Here is a 23,209-nt window from a genome sequence, read left to right as displayed (position 1 = left end):
AATGATATCACACTATTAATCGTAAAATAATACGGCATCAAATTCAAGATGACGGGCGGATAGTACATGTTATAATGGTAACCGTTAGGGGAAGGAGTTGTATGAAAAGTAAAGTATCAAAAGACAGGATATGGATTGTAGCTCTACTGGTAGCACTGGCGCTGGGCTTTGCAGTCTTTGTAATAACTGCCCTGTTTATGGAAACAAAGAAGATCAGGGAGTTCAAGGTAGACGTATTTGTACTCAGCAATGAGTCTGACATATGCATGGCTGACGGCCCGGATGGAACTGTGAAGATGAGCGCAGACAACCTTCCGGCGATCTATTCGATAATCTTAAAGTCCAAGGGCAGGATCGTTTTCGGAGAGCCCAAAGTGCAGGATACAGTAGTATTTAACTTTGAGTGCCATGATGAAGACTGGACCATGACAGTAGATGAGATCGATGAAGACAAGATCAGGGTAAACCTTGAAGGCCCGAGAACTTATACCATGTACCTGAACAATAACAAGAATTTCGAGGCATTTCAGAAGGCAGCATCAGCCGAAGGCTACGTTAGTAAAAACAAGGTTATCAGGTAAAAAGACAGTTAATTTAAATAATTGTGTTGACAAAGCCCATCAATTAGCATAATGTAATAATTACTTGTAGCAAAGCAAACTAAGAAAGGAGGTAAGGACAATGTTAAAGACTAGAAATTATGTGGCAGTGAATATGGAAATTGTGGTTACCTCGCAGGAGTTTGCTCAGTAATTGGATTTGTCTTGAAGCAATCAGGCGTGGTATCCGCATGGAGACCACGCTATTTTTATGGCTGTTTATGGCGGTAGGGTCTCCGGGCTCTACCGCTGTTTTTATATGAGGATGTGATAATTATGAAAAAGTATTTGATAAGGAACTGGTGGAGATATACCCTCGGCGGAATATCACTTATATGCAGCACAGCAATCGATGTGCTTCTTCCCTTTGTAACACTTTCCATGGTGGATGATGTCATCGTCGGAAGAAATATGGATATTTTCAGAAGGGACATACTTCTGTTTGTGGCAGCAGGCCTGGGAAGAGCTTTCTTCCAGTTCGTAAAAGAGTTCCTTTGTGACATGTCGGGATGTCGCGTGGCATCTGGCCTTAGAAAAGATATGATGAAGCATATCTTCACGCTCCACAAGGGATATTTTGACAAGACCAACACCGGCGAACTCATGGCAAGGGTCAAGGATGACGCCGGAGCAGTCTGGGATCTGACCGGATTTGTTGGAATGCTGCTGACAGAGGCGACAGTTTACTTCATCGGAGTAGTCATCTGCATGATCAGGCTCAACTGGAAGCTCAGCCTTGTTCCCCTGGTGTTTATGCCTTTCCTTGCCTATGTGGCTCTTCATCTGGAAAAGACACTTAGCAAGGATTACGACGACATAAGTGAGAGAAATGCAGCCCTTACCAAGGTCGTTGAAGAAAACATCTCAGGCGTAAGGACCGTTAAGGCTTTTTCCGCTGAAGGCACTGAGATGAAGAAGTTCGATGAGAAGAACCTCGACTATGCTAAGGCCAACAAGAAGTTTGCCTCTGACCTTGCAGACTCTGATCCGCTCATCGGCCTTATACCTAAGGTTATGCAGGTGGCTGTGGTTGCAATCGGCGGCTATGCAGCGATCAAAGGAAGCATAACCTACGGAACACTTGTGGCATTCGTGTCATATTCGATCAACATCGTATGGCCCATCGAGAATCTTGGCTGGATGCTCTCACTGGTTTCTCAGGGACTTGCAGGCTACAAGAAGATATCCAAGGTTCTTGGCACAACACCCGATATCACCGATCCTTCGGGAAAAGAGCTTTCGGAATCAGCAAACGTTCCCGGACAGATCAGCTTTGAGAATGTAAGCTTTGCTATCGACGATAAGCCCATTTTAGAGGATGTGTCTTTTACCATAGAAAAAGGAAAGACCCTGGGTATCATGGGCGCAACGGGTGCGGGAAAGAGTACCATCGTCAACCTGCTTGAGAGATTCTATGACGTGACAGACGGATGCATTCGCATCGAGGGAAAAGACATTAAGGACATGCCACTTAGCGATGTAAGGGCCTTCTCATCAGTGGTAACCCAGGATGTATTTCTTTTCTCCGACACTATCACTGAGAATGTAAGACTTGGATTTAAGGACAGCATGGACGAGGTGACGGTAAGAAATGCCATTAAGAGTGCCCATGCAAAAGACTTTGTCGAGAAGATAACCGATAGCTACGAGGCGGTTATCGGAGAGAGAGGCATTGGCCTGTCCGGCGGTCAGAAGCAGAGACTTTCAATTGCGAGAGCCCTTGCCAAGAAGGCAGATCTTCTGGTTCTTGATGACTCCACATCTGCACTTGATATGGAGACGGAAGCTGCGATCCAGCAGGAGCTTTTAAAGAAAAAAGACATGAGTAAGATCATCATCGGTCACCGTATATCATCGGTTAAGGACGCAGATGAGATCATAGTTTTGGAAAACGGAAGAGTAAAAGAGAGAGGAACCCATGCTGAGCTCATCGGAAAGAGGGGACTGTACTACAGCACCTACGAAGCCCAGTACGGAGACTACAGGAATGCTCTTGCGGTAAATGAGTAAGGAGGTGCATATATGGCAATAAACAGCACCAGAGAGGATGAGGATTTAAAGGAGAGCCTTAAGCTTGACGTCTTAAAGAGACTTCTTAAGAATCTCCTGGAATATAAGGGTAAAATTGTGCTGGTAACCGGACTTATTCTGGTGACGGTTGCCATTCAGACCACTTATCCTCTGCTGATAGAAAAAGTAATTGATGATGAGATCATAGATGGAAATGTCCGGGGGCTTTTTACCATGGCCGGATTTATGATAGTCCTGGCCTTTGTGAACTACGCAGCCACCAGGATCTGGAGGCGCATTATGGCTGTGATCTCAAACGATATGATCATGAACATCAGAAGAAGGCTCTATGTCCATATTCAGGAGCTGGGCGTAGACTTTTTTGACCAGAGACCATCCGGCAAGATCCTGGCAAGGATCACGGGTGATGTCAATGCGTTAAAAGAGGTTCTCTCAAGCACTATTACGACCCTGGCACCTGAGGCAGTGATGCTTGTTGCGATATTGGCTATTATGATCGTAAAGAGCCCGGTTCTGTCGCTGTCTGCGGCAGTTGCAGTTCCGATCATCATGCTGGGACTGTACTTCTGCGAGATCCTGGCCCACAAAAGGTGGCAGATCTGGAAAAAGAAAGATTCCAACATGACAGCATACATCCATGAGGGAATTGAAGGAGTATCCATTATCCAGAGCTTCAACGCTCAGGAGGAGTCCTCAAAGGAGTTCGACGGTCTTGTCAATGAGGTTATCAAGGCCTTCAGAAATGCGGTAGTTATAACTGATATCTACAGCCCTACAATCGAGATTGCAGGCGGACTTGGAACAGCCACGCTTTACTATCTGGCAGTTACAAAGCTCAATGTTCAGCCGGAGTCCATAGGTACGCTTTCAGCTTTTGTTCTCTATCTTGGCATGTTCTTCAGTCCTATCAGGAACCTTGCCAACTATTACAACAAGCTGATAACAAACCTTTCTTCTGCTGAGAGAGTTTACGAGATCATGGATATGGATCCTCTTGTTAAGGATGGAGAAAGAGCTATCGACCTTCCCGAGATTGAGGGAAATGTTGAGTTTGATCACGTGACTTTTGCTTACCCCGATGAGCCGGATGTGGATATTCTTCACGACGTCAGCTTTAAGGCTAAAAAGGGAGAGACCATAGCTCTGGTTGGACCGACAGGAGCAGGTAAGACAACCATTGTGAGTCTTATCAGCAGGTTCTATAACACCAAGAGCGGTAGGGTTCTGGTGGACGGATATGACATCAGCAAGGTGACAATCCAGTCACTTAGAAATCAGCTGGGAATCATGACTCAGGACAACTATCTCTTTTCCGGAACCATAAGGGATAATATCAAGTACGGAAGACCTGATGCCACGGATGAGGAGATGCTGGCGGTGTCAAAGGCTGTGCATGCCCATGACTTTATCTCACAGATGGAGAAGGGGTATGACACTGTGATCACAGAGCGCGGAGGCGGACTCTCCAATGGACAGAGACAGCTTGTGGCCTTTGCGAGAACTCTTTTAACAGATCCCAAGATCCTGATACTGGATGAAGCTACAGCAAGTATCGATACCAGAACTGAGATCCTGGTTCAGCAGGGAATTGAGGAGCTTCTTAAAAAGAGAACTTCATTTGTGGTTGCACACAGGCTTTCCACCATCAAGAATGCGGACAAGATATTTGTTATTGATGACGGTGGAATCCTTGAATGGGGCGATCACGAGAGCCTGATGACAAGAAGAGGAGCCTACTACGAGCTCTACTCGGCGCAGTTTGTCAGCGCGTCGTAATGTTGTATAATTTACATTATGAAAGACATGGATAAGGACTACTTATCCTGCAGGTTATGCCCCAGAAACTGCATGGTGGACAGGACCATCACAAGGGGCTATTGCAGGGAACTGAATACTTTGCACGTATCAAGGGCTGCTCTCCATATGTGGGAGGAGCCCTGTATTTCCAGCACTTCCGGGTCAGGAACGGTGTTCTTTTCAGGCTGCAATATGGGATGTGTCTTTTGCCAGAACAGGAAGATCAGCCGGGGAGAGGTTGGGAAATACATAACAACGGAACGCCTTGTGGAGATATTCTTTGAGCAGCAGGAGAGAGGTGCAAACAATATAAATCTCGTGACGGGGGACATGTTTATCCCTACAATTGCAGATGCGATCGAGAGAGCCAAGGGGCAGGGAATTAAGATTCCGTTCCTGTTTAATACATCTTCGTACCTGAATATCGAGAGTGTGAAACGTCTTGAGGGACTGATTGATATTTATCTTCCGGACTTTAAATACATCAGGGAGGAAGATGCTGTTAGGTATAGCAATGCTCCGGGATACCCCGAGGCTGCCAGAGTCGCCATTGCGGAGATGGTAAGGCAGTGTCCTGAGTGCGTGTTTGAGACGGATGATAAAGGGCAGGAGCTTATTAAAAAGGGCGTTATTGTCAGGCATCTTCTTATGCCGGGTATGCTGATACAGGCCAAGATTATCACGAAATATCTGTATGAGACCTATGGTGATAGTATCTATATCAGCCTGATGAACCAGTTTACACCGGGAGAGGGGCTTGAGAAATTTCCTGAGATCAACAGGAAGATCACGGAAGCTGAGTATAGGAGCCTTGTTGATTACGCGTCGAACCTAGGCGTAGTAAACGGCTATGTTCAGGAGGGTGAGACTGCTTCGGAGAGCTTCATTCCGGAGTTTGACTGTGAAGGGGTGTGAGTCAGTGGGGACGGTTCAGTGTGAGTCAGTGGGGACGTTTCAGTTTGACTCATTTTGCTTTACAAAATGAGTCAAACTGAAACGTCCCCACTGACTCACACTGAACCGTCCCCACTTACTTGCGCCCAAACTCCCCTGCAGGGGGTTGCAAAACCCCTTTCAATGGGCGAAAATATTAAATATAATTGTGATTTTATGGAGGGTTAATGCATGGATTATCAGTCAAGATATGAAGAGTGGATGAATAAGCTTTCTGACAGCAATCCCTTAAAAGCTGAGCTTGCTGCCATCGCAGATGATGAGAAGGAAAAGGAAGAGAGATTCTATCAGGATCTTGCATTCGGAACTGCAGGCCTTAGGGGTAAGGTTGGAGCAGGAACCAATCGCATGAATTTCTTAACTGTAGGCAAGGCATCACAGGGTGTTGCCGACTACATCGTTTCAAAGGGACAGGCAGCTTGTGACGCAGGTGTTATCATAGCTCATGATCCCAGACATTTTTCAAGAGAGTTTTCAGAGCTGGCAGCAGGAATCTTTGCGGCTAACGGCATCAAGGTTTATACCTTCCCGAGCCTTCGCCCTACACCTGAGCTGGCATTTATGATAAGACGCCTTCATACGGTTTCCGGAATCAATATCACAGCATCCCACAACCCTAAGGATTACAACGGTTACAAAGCTTACTGGGATGACGGATGCCAGGTTTCAGCAGAGGTTGCAGACGGAATGACCGAGTGCATCAATGCGGTAGACATCTGGTCCGGAATCAAGAAGTCCGACTATGATGAGGGCGTAAAGGCAGGCAAGATCATAGTTCTTGGTGAGGAGTACGACAGAGAGTATCTGGACAAGATTGAATCCCTGGCAATCCACGAGGGCGACGATCTTGATCTTTCAATTCCTCTTGTTTACACACCACTTAACGGATGCGGATCAATTCCGTTCAGGCAGATGCTCACAGACAGAGGCTTTACTAACTGGAAGATCGTTCCCGAGCAGGAGAATCCCGATCCTGATTTCACAACTGTCGGATATCCCAATCCCGAGGATCCCAAGGCCTTTGCTCTTTCTGAGAAGTATGGAAAAGAGTTTGGTGCAGAGCTTCTTATGGCTACCGACCCCGACTCTGACAGATTTGCTATTGAGATCAGAGATGACAACGGCAACTACGTTCCTCTTAACGGAAACCAGACAGGTTACCTTCTTGTAAACTATGTCCTTGAGGGACACAAGAGCGCAGGAACACTGCCTGCTAAGGGAGCAATGGTTAAGTCTATTGTTACCTCAACTCTTTCAACAATAATTGCAAAGGCTTACGGAGTTGAGATGTTTGAGACTCTGACAGGCTTTAAGAATATCTGTGGCAAGATCCCTTACCTTCACGAGAACGGCTATCAGTATCTCTTTGGCTATGAAGAGTCAGTTGGATATGCAGTTTGTGAGGATATCAGAGACAAGGACGGAATCTCAGCAGGAATGCTGGTTGCAGAGGCAGCAGCTTACTACCGCAAGCAGGGTAAGACCCTTTGGGATGTTCTTGGCGAGATCTATGCCAAGTACGGTTTCTTTGCAGAGGATGAGCCGAACATCGTGCTTGAGGGAATTCCGGGTGCTCAGCGTATCCAGCGCATGATGAAGTACTACAGGGAGAACATTCCTACAGAAGTTGCCGGTGCCAAGGTAGAAAAGGTCATCGACTACATAAACGGCTACGAAGACATTCCACCACAGAACGCTATCAGAATGTTCCTCGATAATGGCTCATGGTTTGCAATAAGACCAAGTGGAACAGAGCCCAAGATCAAGTTCTACTTCTATTCAAATCAGGATTCAAGAGAGAATGCGCTGAAGGTTAACGCCGATATCAAGAAAGCTACTCTTGATCTGATAAATTCTGTTGAGTAAGGGGATATATAAATGAGCGAGCACACACATACATATACACATGAGCATGACGGAAGTCAGCATACTCATACATATACGCATGATCACGAGAATGGTGCAGAACATCATGACCACGATCATCACGAGCATCACCACCATGATCATCCTATGGAGAACAAAGAGCAGGTAAAAGCTCTTTTGGACTACAATTACAAGCACAACACCAGCCATGCTGACGAGCTGACAAAGCTTGCAGATAAGCTTGAGAGCCTTGGATTTGCTGATGCATCAGCTAAGGTATCGGAGGCGGAAAAGCTCTTTTCCGAAGGCAATGCCAACCTTAAGGCAGCGCTTGATCTTATCAGTGGCGACTGATAGAAGGAGGTGTGATATGTGCCTTTCTACAGTTTATAAGAACTCCAAGCCGGATGAGGCAATCATGGAGTACGTAAGTACCATAACCTTTGATGGGGACAACGTCATCTGCACGGATCTCATGGGTGAGAAAAAGAGCTTTAAGGGTAAGCTCACCTTTGTTGACCTGACAGGCGGAGTCATCAGGATCGATTGTGAATAAGAACAAAAAAATAAGAGGCCATCGCTAGGTGCGATAGCCTCTTTTAATTTCTTAAAGACTTGTATCTTCTACGCTTTCCTTCATTGAGTAAGGCATTGCAGTTGCATCGGGGCGCTTCATGTTATCAAAGCGCTTGATCATAAGTGGCTCCCAAATGTAGTACAGGAATTTGCCATCCAGATCAAAATAGAAAACTGCGAAGAGGATGCCATAAATAAGTGCTGCAATCCTGAAAAGCTTGAAAAAGAATTTTAATATTTTACTCATAATTACTCTCCCTTTAATTACCAGCTGCCACCGTCATCAAAATCAAGAAGTGAAGGATCCAGTGGCTCCTCGCGCATTACGGTTGTCATGTAGTCGTTTATGATATCGCGGATCTCTGCGCGGGATACTGTTCTCTTATCCGGAAGAGCATGTGGAACCCAGATAGCATGGATGTTACGTTTGCGGAATTCGTCCTCGAATACTCCGTGGATTCCCTGCATTCCCTTACACTGAAGCTGGTCGTACATGATGACCATATCGCAGTTGAATCTCTCCATGTAATCAAACAGGGAAAGAATGTGCTCGTGTCCGCCAACTGCCATTGCACGCATAGGTGCTTTCTCATTGAACCATGCCAGATCCTCAAGAGCGTGCTCGTAAGTATCGGTACGCAGGTACTGGTCAAACATAAGTGAATCCATGTTGATTACGCAGTTGATACCCCAGCAGTTGTAAGCCCATGTGCACCAGTGTGAGTAGTAAAGAGGTGCGCAGCTCCATGCAATTGCACGGTGTCTGGTCTTTGGGAAGGTCTCGATCTTGTTCTTGACACACTTGTCCATGATGCGCTTTACATGTGCATCCATCTCATGCCAGATAGGTCTGTCACCATCCTGTGAGTAGTAGATTCTGTAAAGAGCCTGAGCAACACCGGTGATAGGATAGTAAGGAGTGTTGGCTGCAACGTCCCATTTCTCCCATTCAAACTCGGTGAGTTTGTTGAAGTTCTGTGCATATTTAACGTACTTATCCCAATCCATCTTGATGCCGAAGTTCTCTTCTACGAACTTCCATGCGCCTTCGATCTCTTTCTGACAGTTCTTCTGAACCAGAGGATCGTCATAGCGCATAGGCTGTGGCATAGCATAGAGCGGACGGTTTAAGAACCAGTCCTGAAGAACTGAAGTTGCAACGGATCCGTCACAGGCCTCGTTCGTTGTAAGCATAACCGGGCTGTAATCCGGATAATCGTCAAGGACAAAGAGTCCGTACTCAGCCTGACACATAGGACATGGATCTGCAGGAAGTCCGATGGACTGCGCTGCGTCAATGTAATTCAGAACTGTGTGGTTGTTTACGTGTACTGAAACGAAGTAGGGGATCATCTCAAGAGCTACGTCATCGAGTTCACCTCTCCAGCCGTAAAAGATATTTCCACTGAGCGTCTCGTTGTGGGCAATAGTCTTTTTCCAGGTCTCGTTCTCTTCTCCGCCGTTGAGCTTTTTGTCGGCCTCAAACATTCTCATGAACTGTCTGATGGTCTCACTTACCATTCCGCGGTAGTGCCATGCAGAAGCCTTCATGGCCTCGCCCCTTGTACCTTCAAGACCTCTGTCGAACCAGTGCATAACTGTAAGATAAGTCTGACCCATCCAGCGATATCTCATGGTTCCCTTGACGAAAGTAACAACGCCCTTAGGACCGCCGCCGTACTTCATGATATCAGTAACCATGTGAGCGTAGTTGTAAAGCCAGATCATGTTGAAGTAGTACATGGTGTCTTTTACGCCACGCCACTCACGGTGCTTGTAAAGTCCTGTGTTGCCGACGTAGAGATCACCAAGGCGTCTCTCTTCATGGGGCTTGCCATACCAGAAATCCCTGGCCATTTTCTTTACGTCTTTTGGTTTATTCTTTTCTTCCGGGCTCTTTTCTACAACGAAGAGCTCTCGATATTTTGCTTTTATGTCTTTAAGTCCGAATGCCATATATCTCAGCCCTCCTTCTGTATTTTCTTGAGCTCGATGCTCTCAACAAACGCCTGGAATCTGGTTCTTAACTGTCCTACGGCGTTGTTTACATATTCTTTCTCGATAGAACATACGGGGTAACCGAAGTCTCTTGGGATAACGAGTGTGTCGATGGTACGCTCATAACTCCAGTACTCGCAGAACTTCATCTGTGAAATGATGATACCGTCTGCCTTGTATTCCTTGGCAATATCAGCAAGGTACTGCTTACGAGCACGCATGATATGCTGATCCATGAAACGAGGACACTCGCTGGTCTCAAGGTAGTGGCGTGCTATAGCGCGAAGGGGAGTCTCACCCTCTTTTACCACGATCTCTTCTCGTCCGGGAAGAGAGCCATAGCAGTAGCGGTCAGCAACGACCAAAGCGCCGCACTCCTCAATGAGTTTGATGAAGTCAGGATCATCCTCCTCGGAGCCTGTAAGAACAACCTTGACTCTGTAGTTCTTCTTGGCATCGGGCTTTCTGGTCTTGAGCTCTTCTGCGATGTCTTTTAACTTATCGATGATAAGGTACTTGGGACATACAAGAGTTGCCAGCTGGATGACGGAGAATTCCCAACCTGTGATGGTGGGTTCGTCGAGCTTTCTGTAGCTGCCGATCTCCTGAATGAGACGGCAAACCTCATTGTGCTGTTCGATAGCTTTTAAAAGAGCTTCATCAGAAGTGTCGATGTCGAAGTGCTCTTTTAACTTATCAAGCACGTGAGCCTGTAGCTGGCCTACATAGTGGTCGATGGAGTTCTCGTTTTTCTTGAATGGAACATCGGTGAATTCGCAGAAGAAATCAGGATTCTTGATGATGTCCATAAGCTGGAGATGCTCCTGGAACCTACAGGTCACAGTACAGGTTTCTGTTGCCATTTCGGCGTCAAGGAAGTTGAAGCCTCCCTCAAGAGCCCTCTCTAAAAGGCAACGTCCGTACATACAGGTACGGTTGGTCATGTAGTAGGTTGCCATGTCAGGCGATCCACTACGCGGTGCACGAAGACGCACTGAAAAACACCCCGGAAGGTCCAAAAGAACTTCCGGCATGAAGTAGCAGGTATAACCAAGAGCGCGCTTTCCGTCAGCTTTTGCCTGGCGAACAAGCGGATTGTTGGCTTCCTGCAAAAGGTCTTCGAGCTCAAAGATATGCACGAGATCTTTCATGTATTTGGTTTCCCCCTCTTGTAGATTAAAAAAGCAAAAATACCACAGGGCATTTTGCTTAAAAATATGCATAATATTTTCAAGCATATGATATCACATATCACAAAAAGTTAAAAGAATAAGGTAATACTCTTGTAGAAATTATACAATCCTTTATAATATAAGAGCAGGGTAATTAACTCTACGAGGGGGATTTATGGCACATAATACAGTTGTTATCGCATTAGCGGGCAAAGGTGGCGTTGGCAAGACGTCTCTTTCTGCTGCTATTGTAAGACTCCTTACTGAAAAAAGACCCGACGCCAAGATTCTGGCTATTGATGCAGATCCGGCGGTGGGTCTTTCTGTCGCTCTTGGGGTAGAAGTTACTGAGACTCTGGACCAGATAAGAAAGAGAGTGGCAGAGGATGTTACCGGTAAACTAAGGGATACCCAGGACATTTTAGCGGAGGCCAAATTCAGGCTCTACGATGCCATGGCTGAGCAGAGAGGTTTCGCTTTTCTTGCTATCGGAAGGCCCGAGGCGGCCGGATGTTACTGCGCCATCAATACGTATCTTAAGAAGGTCATCGAGATGCTCGTGGATGATTTCGACTACGTGGTGATTGACGGAGAGGCAGGAATTGAGCAGATCAACAGAAGAGTTCTGGAGAAGGTAACCCACCTTGTGTGTGTATCGGATCAGAGTCAGAAGGGTCTTAAGATCATCGGTACTATCAGAGACGTGGCAGGCGAGCTGGTGATGTACGATGAGATCGGTCTCATAGTAAACAGGGCGCTGTTCCCTGAGAGAATTGAGGACAAAGAGATCGAGGGAGTTAAGGTTGTGTCCGTCATCCCTCAGGATGATGCCATGACGGAGAACGACATGGAAGGACGCAGCATCTTTGAACTTCCGCAGGATACCGGAATATTAAAGGGCGCCGACGAGGCCCTTAAAAATTTAAAAATCTATTAAAGGCATAGAAAGGAGGTAGCCGTGCAGGACCTAAAACATCTAATCAAATTCGAGAATCTATTGGATGATGCAGCCAACGATCTGGTCAAGGAAGCACAGGCAGAAGGGCAGTATGCTATCGGATACACCTGTTATCACATGCCGGAGGTACTTCTGAATGTTGATAATTGTTTTTCAACCCGTATGCGAGCTCCGCGTACAGGTTCGATAGACATTTCCACATATTACATGTCCAACTACACCTGCGAGTTTGCCAGAGCTCTTTTGGAGAGAGGCATCGAGGGTGGTTATGAATATCTGGACGGTGTAGCCGGTGTTGATGCATGCTCAGCCATGAACAGATGCTATGAGCATCTTGAAGTGCTTGAGTGCAACAAGAAGCCACATTTCTTTGTAACTCACACCGATGTACCCTACAAGGTAGAGGACTACAACGTAGATCAGGTTGCAACACAGATGCGCCTTAGACTTCTCGATGTTATGCACGAAAAACTCGGCACCGACGTATCGGACGAGGCAATCAGAAAAGCAGTAGAGGAACACAACGAACTCTGCAGAGTTGTCACAGAAATCGGAAACTTCAGAAAGCTGGAGAATCCACCTATTACAGGATATGAATTCCATGTCATCTCTCTTGTGAGCTACTGCTGTCCGACTGCCAAGATCCTTCCGCTCCTTAAGGAGACTTTGGAGGAGATAAAGACAAGAAAGCCTGATCCCAAGCCATGGTTCAGAGCAAGAGTTGCAATTGTCGGATCAGAGGTGGACGACCTTGATCTTACAAGACTTCTCGAGGAAGCAGGAGCAATGGTCGTAGCCGACAGATACTGCTACGGATCATTCCCCGGAAGAGAAGAGATTAGGCTCAATGATGACGAAGATATCGTCAAGCAGATAGCAAGACATTACATGATGACTTCCGAGTGCCCAAGGTACATGGCTGAGGAAAAGATAAAGCAGAGGAGAGATACTGCTGACAGACTCGCCAAAGAGTACGGCGCTGACGGAATCATCTTTGAACAGATGAAGTACTGTGATTTCTGGGCATTTGAGAGACCTCTTGCCAGCCATATCCTCACTGAGGAGTACGGATGGCCGACGCTCTCCATTGACAGATCTTACAACGTACACAATTCGGGACAGCTGCGAACACGTTTCCAGGCTTTTGTTGAGGCCCTTGAGATTAAACGAATCAGAAGAAATGCCCAGGAACAGGAGGTGGTTGGATGAAATACATAGATCCCAAGAATTTCAGACTTAAAGACCACATCGACTGGAAAGCTCAGGCTGAGAACATGAAGGAGATCGCAGGCATCGTCGGAGAGCTGGTCAAAGAGACCGACTGGAAAGACGTTGCAGCAGCTGCAGGTAAGGACGCCAAGGGACTTAAAAAGCGTATTACCCATGAAGTAAATCTTCTAAGGAACATGTCTCCCGAAGAGGTAAAAGACCTTGTTCTTAACGGTGAGAAACAGCTTGGTAAGCTCTATGCCAACGGCAAGATGGCCACAGTAAGGCGTGAGTGGAGAGGTATAAAGGACACCGGAGTTGACTTCTATGAGTGGACCAGAATGTGGGGAATGCTTCTTGCAACCTTCTCAAAAGACCTGGTACCTGCTCTTATGGGAGCAACACATTACAGATGGATGATCTCATACTTCTGTTGTCACTCCTTCATGGACAAGAACACCATGGGACTTAGAGGAAGAGCTCTTAAGATGCACCACGAGCTCATCTATGCAATATTCAGATATGTTGCTGAGAATCTGGTTCTTCTTATGAAGGCAGATGAGAAGGTTGGTAACAGCACAGACCTCTCCAAGAAGATAGTTCTTTTCGACGAGATGACAATGTCACAGATCATGGCAGGATTCCCGGACCTCATCGGTATTCCTTATCAGCTGATGCCGGTATTCCTTCTCTCTGAGATCGACCAGCTGGCATGTATGCCATACATTGACGCGATAGAGTCCTATGGACTTCCGTCAGATACCTGCCCGGTTCCTTCATCAGAGTGCGGAGCGGTAGTTGTGGATGCTCTTCCTCACATGGGAGCATGCTTCATCTCCAGCTCAATGCCTTGTGACGGATCTGTTATGGCTTCCTCTTATACAAGCCGCAGATTTAAGGATCTTCCGACATATCACCTGGCATTCCCGGTTAGATATGAGGACGAGTCCATTATGGATGCAGCGGTAAAAGACATTAAGGGCTGCATCAAGTTTATCGAAGACAACACAGGTGCAAAGTGGAACTGGGATGCTTACTTTGCAGCCATGAAGAGATTTAACGAAGAGACCAAATATGAGCTCCAGAAATGGGAGATCAACCAGACTCCTCATCCTCAGCTCATCGGACCATGCTACGAGCTGTTCCGTAAGTGGAACTACGAGATGGACGGAGGTCTCGATCCCAGAATCATCTCAACCTTCAAGAAGGTTGATAAGCTCATGCTCAAGGCTTATGAGAATAAGGATGAAGCATGGCGCGGCAAGATGAAGTACAGAGCGATCGTTTGGTCAATACCTGCTCACTACTATGCAAACTTCTCCAACTGGGCAGCTAACTGCTGGGGCGTAGATATTCTGGTAGAGATGGAGTCACTGAACTTCACCAAGCCTCTTGAGACAGAAGACAAGGAAGAGGCTCTTAAGGATCTTTCAAGACTCTACGAGAGAATGGTAATGAGAAGACACACCAACGGTGGATATGACCACGTTGTTACAGAGCTCTGGAGACAGTGCGAGGCATGGAATGTTGACTTCGTACTTATGTATCAGCACGTATCCTGCAAGAACATGGCTACTGTTCAGGGTCTGTTCGAGGATCAGGCAAGGGAGAGAGGCATCAAGCTTTTGTGGTGCAGCCACGACCTTATGGATCCAAGAACCGTATCCCGTAAGGATATGAGATCAGAGTTTAACGAGTTCATGAGAACAGTTATGAAGGCAGAACCGGTTGATCCGTCACTGCTGGATTTCGAAGATGATACCACCTGGTAAAGCCATGTGGACTTAAACAAATTAGTTAATATTTTCTTAGGAGGAATTTTTAAAATGAAATATTTCGGTGGATGTGACGTAGGATCAACATATACAAAGGCTGTAATTGTTGATGAGACAGGCAAGATGGTTGCAGGAACAACTGTAAAGAGCAAGATCATTGCTCAGGAGTCTGCAGAGATTGCCATGAAGGAAGTAATCGATCAGGTTGAGGGACTTAATAGTTCCAAGGATCTTGAGTACCTCATCGGTACAGGATACGGACGCAACAAGGTTCCTTTCGCTGACGAGAACATTTCTGAGATTTCATGTCACGCTATGGGCGTACATGTAACAAACCCTTCAGTTAAGGCTATCATCGATATCGGTGGACAGGACGTTAAGGGTATTTCAATCGATACAGACGGAACAGTTAAGAACTTTGCCATGAACGATAAGTGCGCAGCAGGAACAGGACGTTTCTTCGAGGCTATGGCTCGTTCTTTCGAGATGAGTCTTGAGCAGTTCTCAAACCTCTCACTCTCAGCCAAGAACGTTATTCCTATCACAGCTCAGTGCACAGTTTTCGCTGAGTCTGAGGTTATCACCCTTGTCGGTGAAGGAAAGCCTATGGACGAGATCGCAGCAGGTATCGAGATGGCTGTTGCCAAGAGATGTTTCGTAATGTCCAAGAAGGCAGGCGCTACAGATTCAATCACACTTACAGGTGGATGCGCTAAGAATGCCGGGCTTAAGGCTGCCATCGAGCAGGTACTTAAACTCAAGGTTGTTGATCTTTCTATCGATCCTCAGCTTATGGGAGCACTTGGAGCTGCTGAGTATGCAAGACAGAAGGGCCTTGCTAAGTAATAAGTGAAAGGACTTATTAAGGATGAGTAAGACTATAAAGATCATTCTGAAAATAATAAAAATTCTTGCCATTGTCACAGGAATACTCTTTGTGATTTATTTCTGGAACCTTGATCAGAAGCTCATGGCCTGGGCATATACACAGGTAAACAAGATTTTTGACCGCAAGAAGGCGGACATTAAGTTCTGATTGGAGAAGGTTCTATGAAGTTATATGATAATTTGATCGATGTGACAGTGGGGGAACTTGAGAAGGCGCATGGAAAGGTCTTTTTCTATGAAAAGACATCCCCCTGGAAATGTCTTGATAACACTGAGTTCATCATGCAGAGAGATGCTGCGCTTGAGCTTGGTTCAGCAGGACTTCCTTCTGTTAACTATACCTGTGTCACCACATCGGGGAAGGTCCTTGATGACGAGATAGTCGTTTACGGAAAAGATATCTCGGAGATAAGCGGCCCTACAGCCTTTGCCAGGATTGTGATCCTTGAGACAGGTAACCTCGGAGAAGATGAGGACCAGGAGAAGGCGTTCCAGGCCATCAGAAATCTTGAGTTCGTAAGATACCATGTTTTCCCTGAAGGCTACATGGTAAGGGTATCTTCCCAGAGCAATCAGGAACAGGTTCGCATCGCAAAGAGTGCCCTAAAGAAGGGAATAAACTTTGCCGGCGTGGGAGCAGCTTATATTGCCAAGTACAAGGAGCTCGACCTGGTAAAGAAAGTCAGGGTTATTTTCATTACAGAAAAAGAGCTGGTGGAAGCTCTTTTGCCAAATGCAGACAAGGTTGATGCCATCACCAAAACTCTTACTCACATTCTCGACGGATTGCCAACGGACTGCGGTCACTGCAGCATGAAGCCGGTTTGTGATGAGGTCGAGGGCATGCGCGAGCTGCATCTTGGAAAGAATAAAAAATAAACGAAAGGAATTGCCTAAATGAAACAGGAATATGAATCACTGTTCACCCCATGGAAGATCGGCAATCTTGAGATCAAGAACAGGATTGTACTGGCACCCATGGGTGGCACATGTATCTTCGGCTGGATGGAACCAGGCGGAAGTCATTTCGACAAAGAGGCAGCAAGGCTTCTTTTAAAGATTGCCAAGCATGACTGCGGACTTGTTATTCCCGGTATCGCTCCGGTAAAAGACATGCTGGGCGGAAAATGGCTGTATCAGAACAAACGCAAATTCAGTGAGCTGGCCGACTTCATGGATGAACTCCATGCTACGGGAGCCAAGATGTTTGTGCAGATGACTGCCGGATTCGGCAGATCTTTTGCCCTTACAGCTCCGCTTGCACTTCTTGCTAAGAATAAGGCTCTTAACACACTTGCTAAGCCTTACATCGATGCAGAGTATCTTACAGCAGCGCCTTCAGTTCTTCCTAACCGCTGGGCTGACGACGTAACAACACGTGCAATCACAGAAAAAGAGATCAAGGACATCATCTATGCTTTCGGAGAGACAGCAAGACTGTGCAAGGAAGCAGGAGTTGACGGTGTTGAAGTGCATGCTGTTCACGAGGGATACCTCCTTGACCAGTTCACACTTAAGTACACCAACAAGCGTACTGACGACTACGGCGGATCTTTTGAGAACCGTTATCGTTTCGCAGTAGAGATTGTAAAAGAGATAAAGAAGAAATGTGGGGATGACTTCCCTGTTTCTCTTAGATATTCCGTAAGGTCCATGACCAAGGCATTCCAGTACGGAGCTATGCCCGGAGAGGACTTCGAAGAGATCGGAAGAGATATGGAAGAGTCTGAGAAGGCAGCCAAGTACCTTCAGGATGCAGGCTACGATATGCTCAACTGTGACAACGGAACCTATGATGCATGGTACTGGGCACATCCACCGCAGTACATGCCTCAGAACTGTAATCTCGCGGATGTTGAGCACATCAAGAAGTTCGTTGATATTCCTGTTGTATGTGCAGGTAAGATGGAGCCCGATGTTGGAGCAGCAGCCATCAGAGAGGGTGGCATCGATGCTATGGCTGTCGGAAGACAGTTCCTTGCTGATCCCAAGTGGGTATCCAAGCTTAAGAGAGGCATGGAGGAGGAGATCCGTCCATGTATCTGCTGTCATTCAGCATGCTTTAACCTTACCAAGCACAACGGTACAGCCAATGATCAGGATCTTTCAGAGTCTGCAGGAATGTGTAAGTGCGCGGTTAACCCTCGCAGCATGCAGTCCAAGAAATACAGAGTTAAACCTACCGATTCACCTAAGAAGGTTGCCATCATCGGCGGCGGTGTAGGTGGTATGGAAGCAGCAAGAATCCTTGCTCTTCGCGGACATGAGCCTGAGATCTATGAGAAGACCAGCGAGCTTGGCGGTGTATTCATCGCAGCTGCAGCTCCTGAGTTCAAGGAGAAGGATAAACAGCTCATCGCATGGCAGAAGCATCAGCTTAAAAAGCTCGGTGTCAAGATCCACTTCAATTATGAAGTAAGACCTGATTCACTGCCATCAGCTGACGAGTACATCATCGCAACAGGTGCTGAGGCCAACAAGATTCCGATTCCCGGAGCAGCAGAGTATGCTATGGATGCTACAGATTACCTCCTTGGTAAGAAGAGCGTAGGAAACGATGTTGTTATCATTGGCGGAGGTCTTACAGGCTGTGAGATCGCTCTTGACCTCTTTAGAAAGGGCAAGAACCCTCAGATCGTTGAGATGAAGGATGACCTTATTGCAGTCAAGAACATGTGCCTTGCTAACACAAGTTACCTTCGTGACTGCTTCAAGACCAACAATGTTCCTGTATATCTCAATGCAGGTGTTAAGCAGATTAACGAAAAGAGTGTTGATGTTAACCTCAAGGATGGAAGAACAATTACTCTTCCGGCTGACAATGTTATCATGTCAGTTGGATATCATCCTATTCCACTCCTTCAGGCAGCTAAGAACGTACACCTCCTTGGCGATTGCCAGAAGGTTGGAAATATCCGTTCAGCTATCTGGGGTGCATGGGACATCGCAATGAAGATTTAAATAATGATAAATTAAAAGCTCCGCTGTTTTGTGACAGCGGAGCTTTTTTATGTTTGTCGTTATAGTCTGTTATGTATTCCTAGTTCCTCATGCATCTTGCGTTTTAGCTCATACATTCTCTGATCTGCAAGCAGATATACTTCATGAGATGTGGCGTTTTCTGCACATTCATGCCTGAAGGCGTAGCCCGTAGCAACACTCCTGTGATACTCGGAGTATATGGCGTTCATTACGTTTAGAGCGCTGTTCATTCTTCCAAGCAGTGCATCGACGTCTTTTTCTGTTGAATCTTCCAGGATGACCAGGAATTCATCTCCACCGATCCTTGCGCAGAACCCGGTATTGTCAAAGGTTGTAATAAGAACCTTGGCAAAATCTGTTATGTACTTATCTCCGGAAGGATGCCCGAACTTGTCGTTGACGTACTTAAGGCCGTTTAAGTCAACGGAGATAATACAGTAATCGAGATTTGTCTTATCAAGATCCTCCATCTTTTTGTCTGCTTTTGCTCTGTTGGGCAGATTGGTAAGACCGTCTGCATAAGCCAGGTGCGAAAGTGAAGCATGTTCCTGCCTTTGGGCATAAGCACCTGTGATAAACACAAGATAGTTGGCAAGCTGGCAGACGACAAACACAAGACATCCGGCATCAATGGTTGCAATGCTGAGGAAGCTGGCATTTGGCATATAGTGGTAATTGGCCATGTAATAAATAATAAGATGTATCAGCTGTGCCAGTGCAAAGATAAACATTCCAAACATCTGTATCATATCGGATTCGGAGATATCTCTTTTGCGGATATTCCTGATGAGATAATAGGTTATCACTCCAAATCCGAATGCGCCTGCTGCGTGATAGATCGGCAGCGTAACCTTCATATGGATTCCGAAGATATAGTGAAGGACATACTGGGCAATGGTTACGCCTGTGGTCAAAAGAGCAGCTGTAAGATAAAGTTTCTTGTTCTCAATTTTCTGTATCAGATACAGGAAAAGATAGCAATAAGGCACAATAAGGTACATGGTGAAAAACTCAACCTCTGTCTCAAATCTGGTGTAAACAAAGGGCGAGAGTATGCTGTAGTAGGACATGATCCATGCTGACAGGTTCATACAAAAGATGGAACCTATTAGGAAGGATCTGATGTCCGGTACTGAGCTTACAAAAAACATTGTGATGCAAAGGAAGGAAAGACCAAATACCATCAGGAACATGCCGGTTGCGATTATGGGCAGATGCCTGTGGATGAAATCTCCCTCGACATCGGGCTGGCTTCCGAGCATAGGTGGATTAAGGTCCTTAAAGGCGCCCTGCTCACTTACTTTCATGATGAACTTTAGCTCTTTTCCCGCATAATCAGTGGGGAGCGTTATGAAATGGTAGGTCTTACCTAGGAATTTTTTTTCTTTGTAAATGTCTGATCCGAAATCGAAGATTTCCCTGCTGTCGAGAAAGGCGGTAAGGGTCGTGTATCTGCTCTTGAACAGTATTACGGGAAATGGGATATCGCCCAGATCCGGTAGTGTCGTGTACATTACGATGTTATCGCCTCTCTCAAGATGGCCGTTGGTGATGGACATAAAGCGGGTGAGAGGAATGTCTTTATTAACAATGCCGTTTACGGTAATGACCCAGCCCTCGTCCAGCTCGGCCATGGGGTACTCTGCAGTAAATGACATGCAGGTACGGATAAAAAGGCTTACGCAGGCAGTCAGTATCAATGCACAGATTATAGGGAGAATGCGCTTTTTACTCATCGCTGTCACCTCCCTTTTCCAGCATCTTGCCGAGAAGATCGTCATAGAGTCTTCCGAGGGTCTGCCTGTGATGCTGATTTTTCATGGCATACATGCGCTGATCGGCAAGAAGATATACCTTCTGTGCCGGTGAGCCGGACTTTAATTCTTTATCCCTGCTGGAAGCATAGCCCCAGGAAGCGGAGAATCTAAGGGTTGTGCTGCCGGAATTTCTGTGTTCCATCTGATCGGCAAAGCATGCCAGATCTCTCTGGGTTCTTTCTTCGTCTATAAACGGGAGAATGACGATAAACTCATCACCGCCCATTCTTCCGATGAGTGAGGCGTCGGTGAAGCTGTTCTGAAGTATTTCCGAAAAGCCGCTAAGGAGCTTGTCTCCCATGTCGTGGCCATAATTGTCATTGGTGTATTTAAGGTAATCGAGGTCCATGCTTATTATGGTGTAGTCGCCGGACAACTCTGCAAGAGTCTGTTCGCAGCGGGATCTGTTGGAGATACCTGTTAAGGCATCACTGTAAGCAAGGCCTTCAAGCTGCGTTTTTATAGTGGATTCGTTGATGAATTCTATGCAGTGGAAGAAGAAGTTAAGAAGAAGGCTCATGATGAAAACCAGGGCACCAACTGTGGTGAAGGTGATCTCAACCTTGGCCTGGCCTGTGGAGACGAACTTCAAAATGTTGTAAGCAACAATATCTATCATGGCACAGAATACGAATAGAATAAGACCTATGATAAGGATCTGAGTAGAGACTATTCTTGCGCGAACAATGTCGGCATCATTATCATTGGAGGCTTTGATTACTGTATGTATGAGTGAGAATATTAAAAATATGCCTTCTGTCAGAGCAAGAATGTGAAGCGTGGTGACGAAATTACAAATGTGCACCAGATTAGTAAAGTGAAGGACGGCTGTCATTATTCCAAATAAGACATTTATGATAAACAAAGCCTTGGCAGTGCGCTTAAAGCTTGACTGACCTGTCACAACAACAAAGCCCATGATGGCAGCAGGAATCAAATATAAAGTGATGTATTCAGCAAAGGTATAAAATGGCGGATTATCCGCTAGATACCAAAAAACATCGTTAAAGCTGAGTATATATATTCCGATGAGCAGCGATGTTAAGCCGCTGAATATAATACTCAGGTCATGATATCTCGAGAACGCCAAAAAAGGTGCCATGATGATGAGCAGGAATCCCAGATGGCAAAGGTATACACCAATTACCATGGGGAGACGAACGCCCTGTATCATGGTGTTTTTTATGTCGTTATAAATGCCAATCCTTATTGGGGATAAGCCGGAAAAGGCATCTTTGTTGCTGGTAGTAAGAATGATCGTCAGCTCTTTTCCCTGATAATCATCCGGGAGCTGTACGAAGTTCTCGTTCTTTGGGGCCATTTTGCCCTTTTCGATGTAATCTGTTCCGAAAGAATAGATGGGCTCACCATCTAAAAATACTTCAACTGAAGAGAGGATTGATCTGAATGAAAGTGCTGCAGGTGCAATCTGTTCATCGGGAAGAATGGTAGAAAGCTTAAGGACGTCGCCTGCATTTAGCGTTCCTAGGCTGGTCTTGGTTATGTTGTCAGGCTGCCAAACCTCATCTCCACGAGAAATAGTCCAGCCGGAATCCAGCTGAACTATTTTATTCTGTAATGGAGTATCGTACTTGTGTGTGCCAAGAAACAGCAGAAAAACAGTAACCAGAAGTACTGCCATTACTGACAACAAAGCTGTGCGGATTTTCACAGTCATTGCCACCGGGTAATCCTCCTGCTTTAGAAGTGTCCGTGACTTCCTCCGTGAGTGTGTCCGGAACTGGATGTGTGGACTGAACTTCCGCCTCCAAATGAGCTGCCACGTCCTGAAGAATTGTTGTCGCGGGGGATTGGAGTTCTTTGAAGGGTCTTATTAATGAATCTGTCCTCGCAAACTCTGAGAGTTGGTGAGCCTGCCTGATAACCACCGGCACCGGGTTTCATCTTGACGGTCTTTAAGTCTGATTTCATCTTAAGGATCGGGGCAAGACCCAGTAAAAGTCCGATGATAACACTGTATAGGCCAAAGCTCATATAGTCAGAAGCTGTGCGAATGGGTTTGGAATACACATCATAAGGTGTACCCTTGGAAGCCTCTTCGAGGAGCTTGTCACATTCCTTGACATAAGTTGTAAATGCACCGTTGTAGTCGCCATTTCGCAGGTCATCCATCATGGCGTTTACCATGTAGGCCTGACCGTAGTCCGTGAAGGTGTTAATCGCACTGCCGCTGGTACTGATGGCCCATTCTCTGTCGTACATGCTGAGCATAAAGAGAATACCGCTTTCATTGTAGTCAGCGCCGAAACCGTTGTAATCGAAATAGTCATCTGCGTAAGCCTGGATGTCTCCATCGTGGGCATTGGTCGTCAGCAAAACGATGTTGCAGCTCCATTTCTGACTGGTCTCGTCAAGCCTTGCAAGCAGCGCCTGCTCCTGTGAATCCGTAAGGAGATCTGCATTGTCAACAAGTCTTGGCTTTTGGCGACTTGAAGGTACTGTATTGCTATCCCAGAGTTTATCGGCTGCCAGAACCTTAACCGGTAACAGCAGTGTAAGGAGGAGCAAAGCCAATATCATTCTGGATAGATAGATTTTTAAATGTGTCTTTTTATTCATGGTTTGT

At 46.2% G+C, this 23,209-nt stretch carries 20 protein-coding genes; 14 read left to right on the top strand and 6 right to left on the bottom strand.

Annotation, left to right across the window (positions count from 1 at the left end; all coding sequences use genetic code 11):
* Window positions 1-101 precede the first annotated feature (101 nt).
* The 7 genes from G632_RS0104265 to G632_RS0104235 all read left to right on the top strand — a co-directional run bounded on the left by G632_RS0104265 (window position 102) and on the right by G632_RS0104235 (window position 7,803).
* Window positions 102-581 carry a hypothetical protein gene (locus G632_RS0104265; protein WP_022767795.1) on the top strand — a complete coding sequence of 160 codons (480 nt, stop codon included), beginning with the start codon at window positions 102-104 and terminating at the stop codon, window positions 579-581.
* A 294-nt stretch (window positions 582-875) separates the two neighbouring features.
* On the top strand, window positions 876-2,609 hold the full coding sequence (locus tag G632_RS0104260) for an ABC transporter ATP-binding protein (protein ID WP_022767794.1): 1,734 nt from the start codon (window positions 876-878) through the stop codon (window positions 2,607-2,609).
* 12 nt (window positions 2,610-2,621) lie between these two features.
* On the top strand, window positions 2,622-4,406 hold the full coding sequence (locus tag G632_RS0104255) for an ABC transporter ATP-binding protein (protein WP_022767793.1): 1,785 nt from the start codon (window positions 2,622-2,624) through the stop codon (window positions 4,404-4,406).
* Window positions 4,407-4,424: 18 nt separating this feature from the next.
* Complete coding sequence (locus tag G632_RS0104250) at window positions 4,425-5,342, top strand: radical SAM protein (protein ID WP_026512379.1); 918 nt, start codon at window positions 4,425-4,427, stop codon at window positions 5,340-5,342.
* Between the two features lie 210 nt (window positions 5,343-5,552).
* Window positions 5,553-7,247 (top strand): phospho-sugar mutase, encoded by a 1,695-nt coding sequence (locus tag G632_RS0104245; protein ID WP_022767791.1) that lies wholly within the window; start codon window positions 5,553-5,555, stop codon window positions 7,245-7,247.
* 12 nt (window positions 7,248-7,259) lie between these two features.
* Window positions 7,260-7,601, top strand: coding sequence for a hypothetical protein (locus G632_RS20925; protein WP_051154858.1), 342 nt, complete (start codon window positions 7,260-7,262; stop codon window positions 7,599-7,601).
* Window positions 7,602-7,617: 16 nt separating this feature from the next.
* Window positions 7,618-7,803 (top strand): CooT family nickel-binding protein, encoded by a 186-nt coding sequence (locus tag G632_RS0104235; protein ID WP_022767790.1) that lies wholly within the window; start codon window positions 7,618-7,620, stop codon window positions 7,801-7,803.
* 51 nt (window positions 7,804-7,854) lie between these two features.
* On the opposite strand, the gene G632_RS0104230 is transcribed toward G632_RS0104235, so the two are convergent.
* From G632_RS0104230 to G632_RS0104220, 3 genes are read right to left on the bottom strand one after another with little or no spacing between them, the layout of a single operon-like run.
* On the bottom strand, window positions 7,855-8,070 hold the full coding sequence (locus G632_RS0104230) for a hypothetical protein (RefSeq protein WP_022767789.1): 216 nt from the start codon (window positions 8,068-8,070) through the stop codon (window positions 7,855-7,857).
* Between the two features lie 17 nt (window positions 8,071-8,087).
* The gene (locus G632_RS0104225) at window positions 8,088-9,779 is read right to left on the bottom strand and encodes a 2-hydroxyacyl-CoA dehydratase family protein (RefSeq protein ID WP_022767788.1); all 1,692 of its coding nucleotides are present in this window, start codon (window positions 9,777-9,779) and stop codon (window positions 8,088-8,090) included.
* A gap of 5 nt (window positions 9,780-9,784) precedes the next feature.
* Window positions 9,785-10,972, bottom strand: coding sequence for a 2-hydroxyacyl-CoA dehydratase family protein (locus G632_RS0104220; protein ID WP_022767787.1), 1,188 nt, complete (start codon window positions 10,970-10,972; stop codon window positions 9,785-9,787).
* A gap of 196 nt (window positions 10,973-11,168) precedes the next feature.
* Between G632_RS0104220 and G632_RS0104215 the strand changes: the two genes are divergently transcribed.
* Genes G632_RS0104215 through G632_RS0104185 form a run of 7 tightly spaced genes read left to right on the top strand, consistent with a single transcriptional unit; the run spans window position 11,169 to window position 18,784 of the window.
* Window positions 11,169-11,930 (top strand): nucleotide-binding protein, encoded by a 762-nt coding sequence (locus G632_RS0104215; RefSeq protein WP_022767786.1) that lies wholly within the window; start codon window positions 11,169-11,171, stop codon window positions 11,928-11,930.
* 21 nt (window positions 11,931-11,951) lie between these two features.
* The gene (locus G632_RS0104210) at window positions 11,952-13,160 is read left to right on the top strand and encodes a 2-hydroxyacyl-CoA dehydratase family protein (RefSeq protein WP_022767785.1); all 1,209 of its coding nucleotides are present in this window, start codon (window positions 11,952-11,954) and stop codon (window positions 13,158-13,160) included.
* Window positions 13,157-14,932: a 2-hydroxyacyl-CoA dehydratase family protein gene (locus tag G632_RS0104205; protein WP_022767784.1), complete on the top strand. Its 1,776-nt coding sequence runs from the start codon at window positions 13,157-13,159 to the stop codon at window positions 14,930-14,932. The genes G632_RS0104210 and G632_RS0104205 overlap by 4 nt, the downstream gene beginning before the upstream one ends.
* 54 nt (window positions 14,933-14,986) lie before the next feature.
* Window positions 14,987-15,781 carry an acyl-CoA dehydratase activase gene (locus G632_RS0104200; RefSeq protein ID WP_022767783.1) on the top strand — a complete coding sequence of 265 codons (795 nt, stop codon included), beginning with the start codon at window positions 14,987-14,989 and terminating at the stop codon, window positions 15,779-15,781.
* A gap of 22 nt (window positions 15,782-15,803) precedes the next feature.
* Entirely contained in the window at window positions 15,804-15,971 is a 168-nt protein-coding gene (locus G632_RS21900) for a hypothetical protein (RefSeq protein ID WP_022767782.1), read from the top strand.
* 14 nt (window positions 15,972-15,985) lie between these two features.
* Window positions 15,986-16,702 (top strand): hypothetical protein, encoded by a 717-nt coding sequence (locus tag G632_RS18780; protein WP_022767781.1) that lies wholly within the window; start codon window positions 15,986-15,988, stop codon window positions 16,700-16,702.
* Between the two features lie 18 nt (window positions 16,703-16,720).
* On the top strand, window positions 16,721-18,784 hold the full coding sequence (locus tag G632_RS0104185; protein WP_022767780.1) for an oxidoreductase: 2,064 nt from the start codon (window positions 16,721-16,723) through the stop codon (window positions 18,782-18,784).
* A 59-nt stretch (window positions 18,785-18,843) separates the two neighbouring features.
* Here the strand turns inward: G632_RS0104185 and G632_RS0104180 are convergent, their stop codons facing one another.
* The 3 genes from G632_RS0104180 to G632_RS0104170 are packed head-to-tail and all read right to left on the bottom strand — an operon-like array spanning window position 18,844 to window position 23,202.
* Window positions 18,844-20,541 carry a GGDEF domain-containing protein gene (locus G632_RS0104180; RefSeq protein WP_022767779.1) on the bottom strand — a complete coding sequence of 566 codons (1,698 nt, stop codon included), beginning with the start codon at window positions 20,539-20,541 and terminating at the stop codon, window positions 18,844-18,846.
* The gene (locus tag G632_RS0104175) at window positions 20,534-22,300 is read right to left on the bottom strand and encodes a GGDEF domain-containing protein (protein WP_242826707.1); all 1,767 of its coding nucleotides are present in this window, start codon (window positions 22,298-22,300) and stop codon (window positions 20,534-20,536) included. The genes G632_RS0104180 and G632_RS0104175 overlap by 8 nt, the downstream gene beginning before the upstream one ends.
* Window positions 22,301-22,323: 23 nt before the next feature.
* Window positions 22,324-23,202 carry a TPM domain-containing protein gene (locus tag G632_RS0104170; RefSeq protein WP_022767777.1) on the bottom strand — a complete coding sequence of 293 codons (879 nt, stop codon included), beginning with the start codon at window positions 23,200-23,202 and terminating at the stop codon, window positions 22,324-22,326.
* Window positions 23,203-23,209: the final 7 nt, after the last annotated feature.

The sequence above is a fragment of the Butyrivibrio sp. NC2007 genome (assembly GCF_000421405.1).
Classification (GTDB): domain Bacteria; phylum Bacillota; class Clostridia; order Lachnospirales; family Lachnospiraceae; genus Butyrivibrio.
This window is presented reverse-complemented; position numbering and strand designations above follow the sequence as displayed.

Bases quoted from the DNA above. Each gene is read 5' to 3' on its own strand.
- G632_RS0104265 (WP_022767795.1), top strand. From the start codon at position 102: ATGAAAAGTAAAGTATCAAAAGACAGGATATGGATTGTAGCTCTACTG.
- G632_RS0104260 (WP_022767794.1), top strand. From the start codon at position 876: ATGAAAAAGTATTTGATAAGGAACTGGTGGAGATATACCCTCGGCGGA.
- G632_RS0104255 (WP_022767793.1), top strand. From the start codon at position 2,622: ATGGCAATAAACAGCACCAGAGAGGATGAGGATTTAAAGGAGAGCCTT.
- G632_RS0104250 (WP_026512379.1), top strand. From the start codon at position 4,425: ATGAAAGACATGGATAAGGACTACTTATCCTGCAGGTTATGCCCCAGA.
- G632_RS0104245 (WP_022767791.1), top strand. From the start codon at position 5,553: ATGGATTATCAGTCAAGATATGAAGAGTGGATGAATAAGCTTTCTGAC.
- G632_RS20925 (WP_051154858.1), top strand. From the start codon at position 7,260: ATGAGCGAGCACACACATACATATACACATGAGCATGACGGAAGTCAG.
- G632_RS0104235 (WP_022767790.1), top strand. From the start codon at position 7,618: ATGTGCCTTTCTACAGTTTATAAGAACTCCAAGCCGGATGAGGCAATC.
- G632_RS0104230 (WP_022767789.1), bottom strand. From the start codon at position 8,070: ATGAGTAAAATATTAAAATTCTTTTTCAAGCTTTTCAGGATTGCAGCA.
- G632_RS0104225 (WP_022767788.1), bottom strand. From the start codon at position 9,779: ATGGCATTCGGACTTAAAGACATAAAAGCAAAATATCGAGAGCTCTTC.
- G632_RS0104220 (WP_022767787.1), bottom strand. From the start codon at position 10,972: ATGAAAGATCTCGTGCATATCTTTGAGCTCGAAGACCTTTTGCAGGAA.
- G632_RS0104215 (WP_022767786.1), top strand. From the start codon at position 11,169: ATGGCACATAATACAGTTGTTATCGCATTAGCGGGCAAAGGTGGCGTT.
- G632_RS0104205 (WP_022767784.1), top strand. From the start codon at position 13,157: ATGAAATACATAGATCCCAAGAATTTCAGACTTAAAGACCACATCGAC.
- G632_RS0104200 (WP_022767783.1), top strand. From the start codon at position 14,987: ATGAAATATTTCGGTGGATGTGACGTAGGATCAACATATACAAAGGCT.
- G632_RS21900 (WP_022767782.1), top strand. From the start codon at position 15,804: ATGAGTAAGACTATAAAGATCATTCTGAAAATAATAAAAATTCTTGCC.
- G632_RS18780 (WP_022767781.1), top strand. From the start codon at position 15,986: ATGAAGTTATATGATAATTTGATCGATGTGACAGTGGGGGAACTTGAG.
- G632_RS0104185 (WP_022767780.1), top strand. From the start codon at position 16,721: ATGAAACAGGAATATGAATCACTGTTCACCCCATGGAAGATCGGCAAT.
- G632_RS0104180 (WP_022767779.1), bottom strand. From the start codon at position 20,541: ATGAGTAAAAAGCGCATTCTCCCTATAATCTGTGCATTGATACTGACT.
- G632_RS0104175 (WP_242826707.1), bottom strand. From the start codon at position 22,300: ATGACTGTGAAAATCCGCACAGCTTTGTTGTCAGTAATGGCAGTACTT.
- G632_RS0104170 (WP_022767777.1), bottom strand. From the start codon at position 23,202: ATGAATAAAAAGACACATTTAAAAATCTATCTATCCAGAATGATATTG.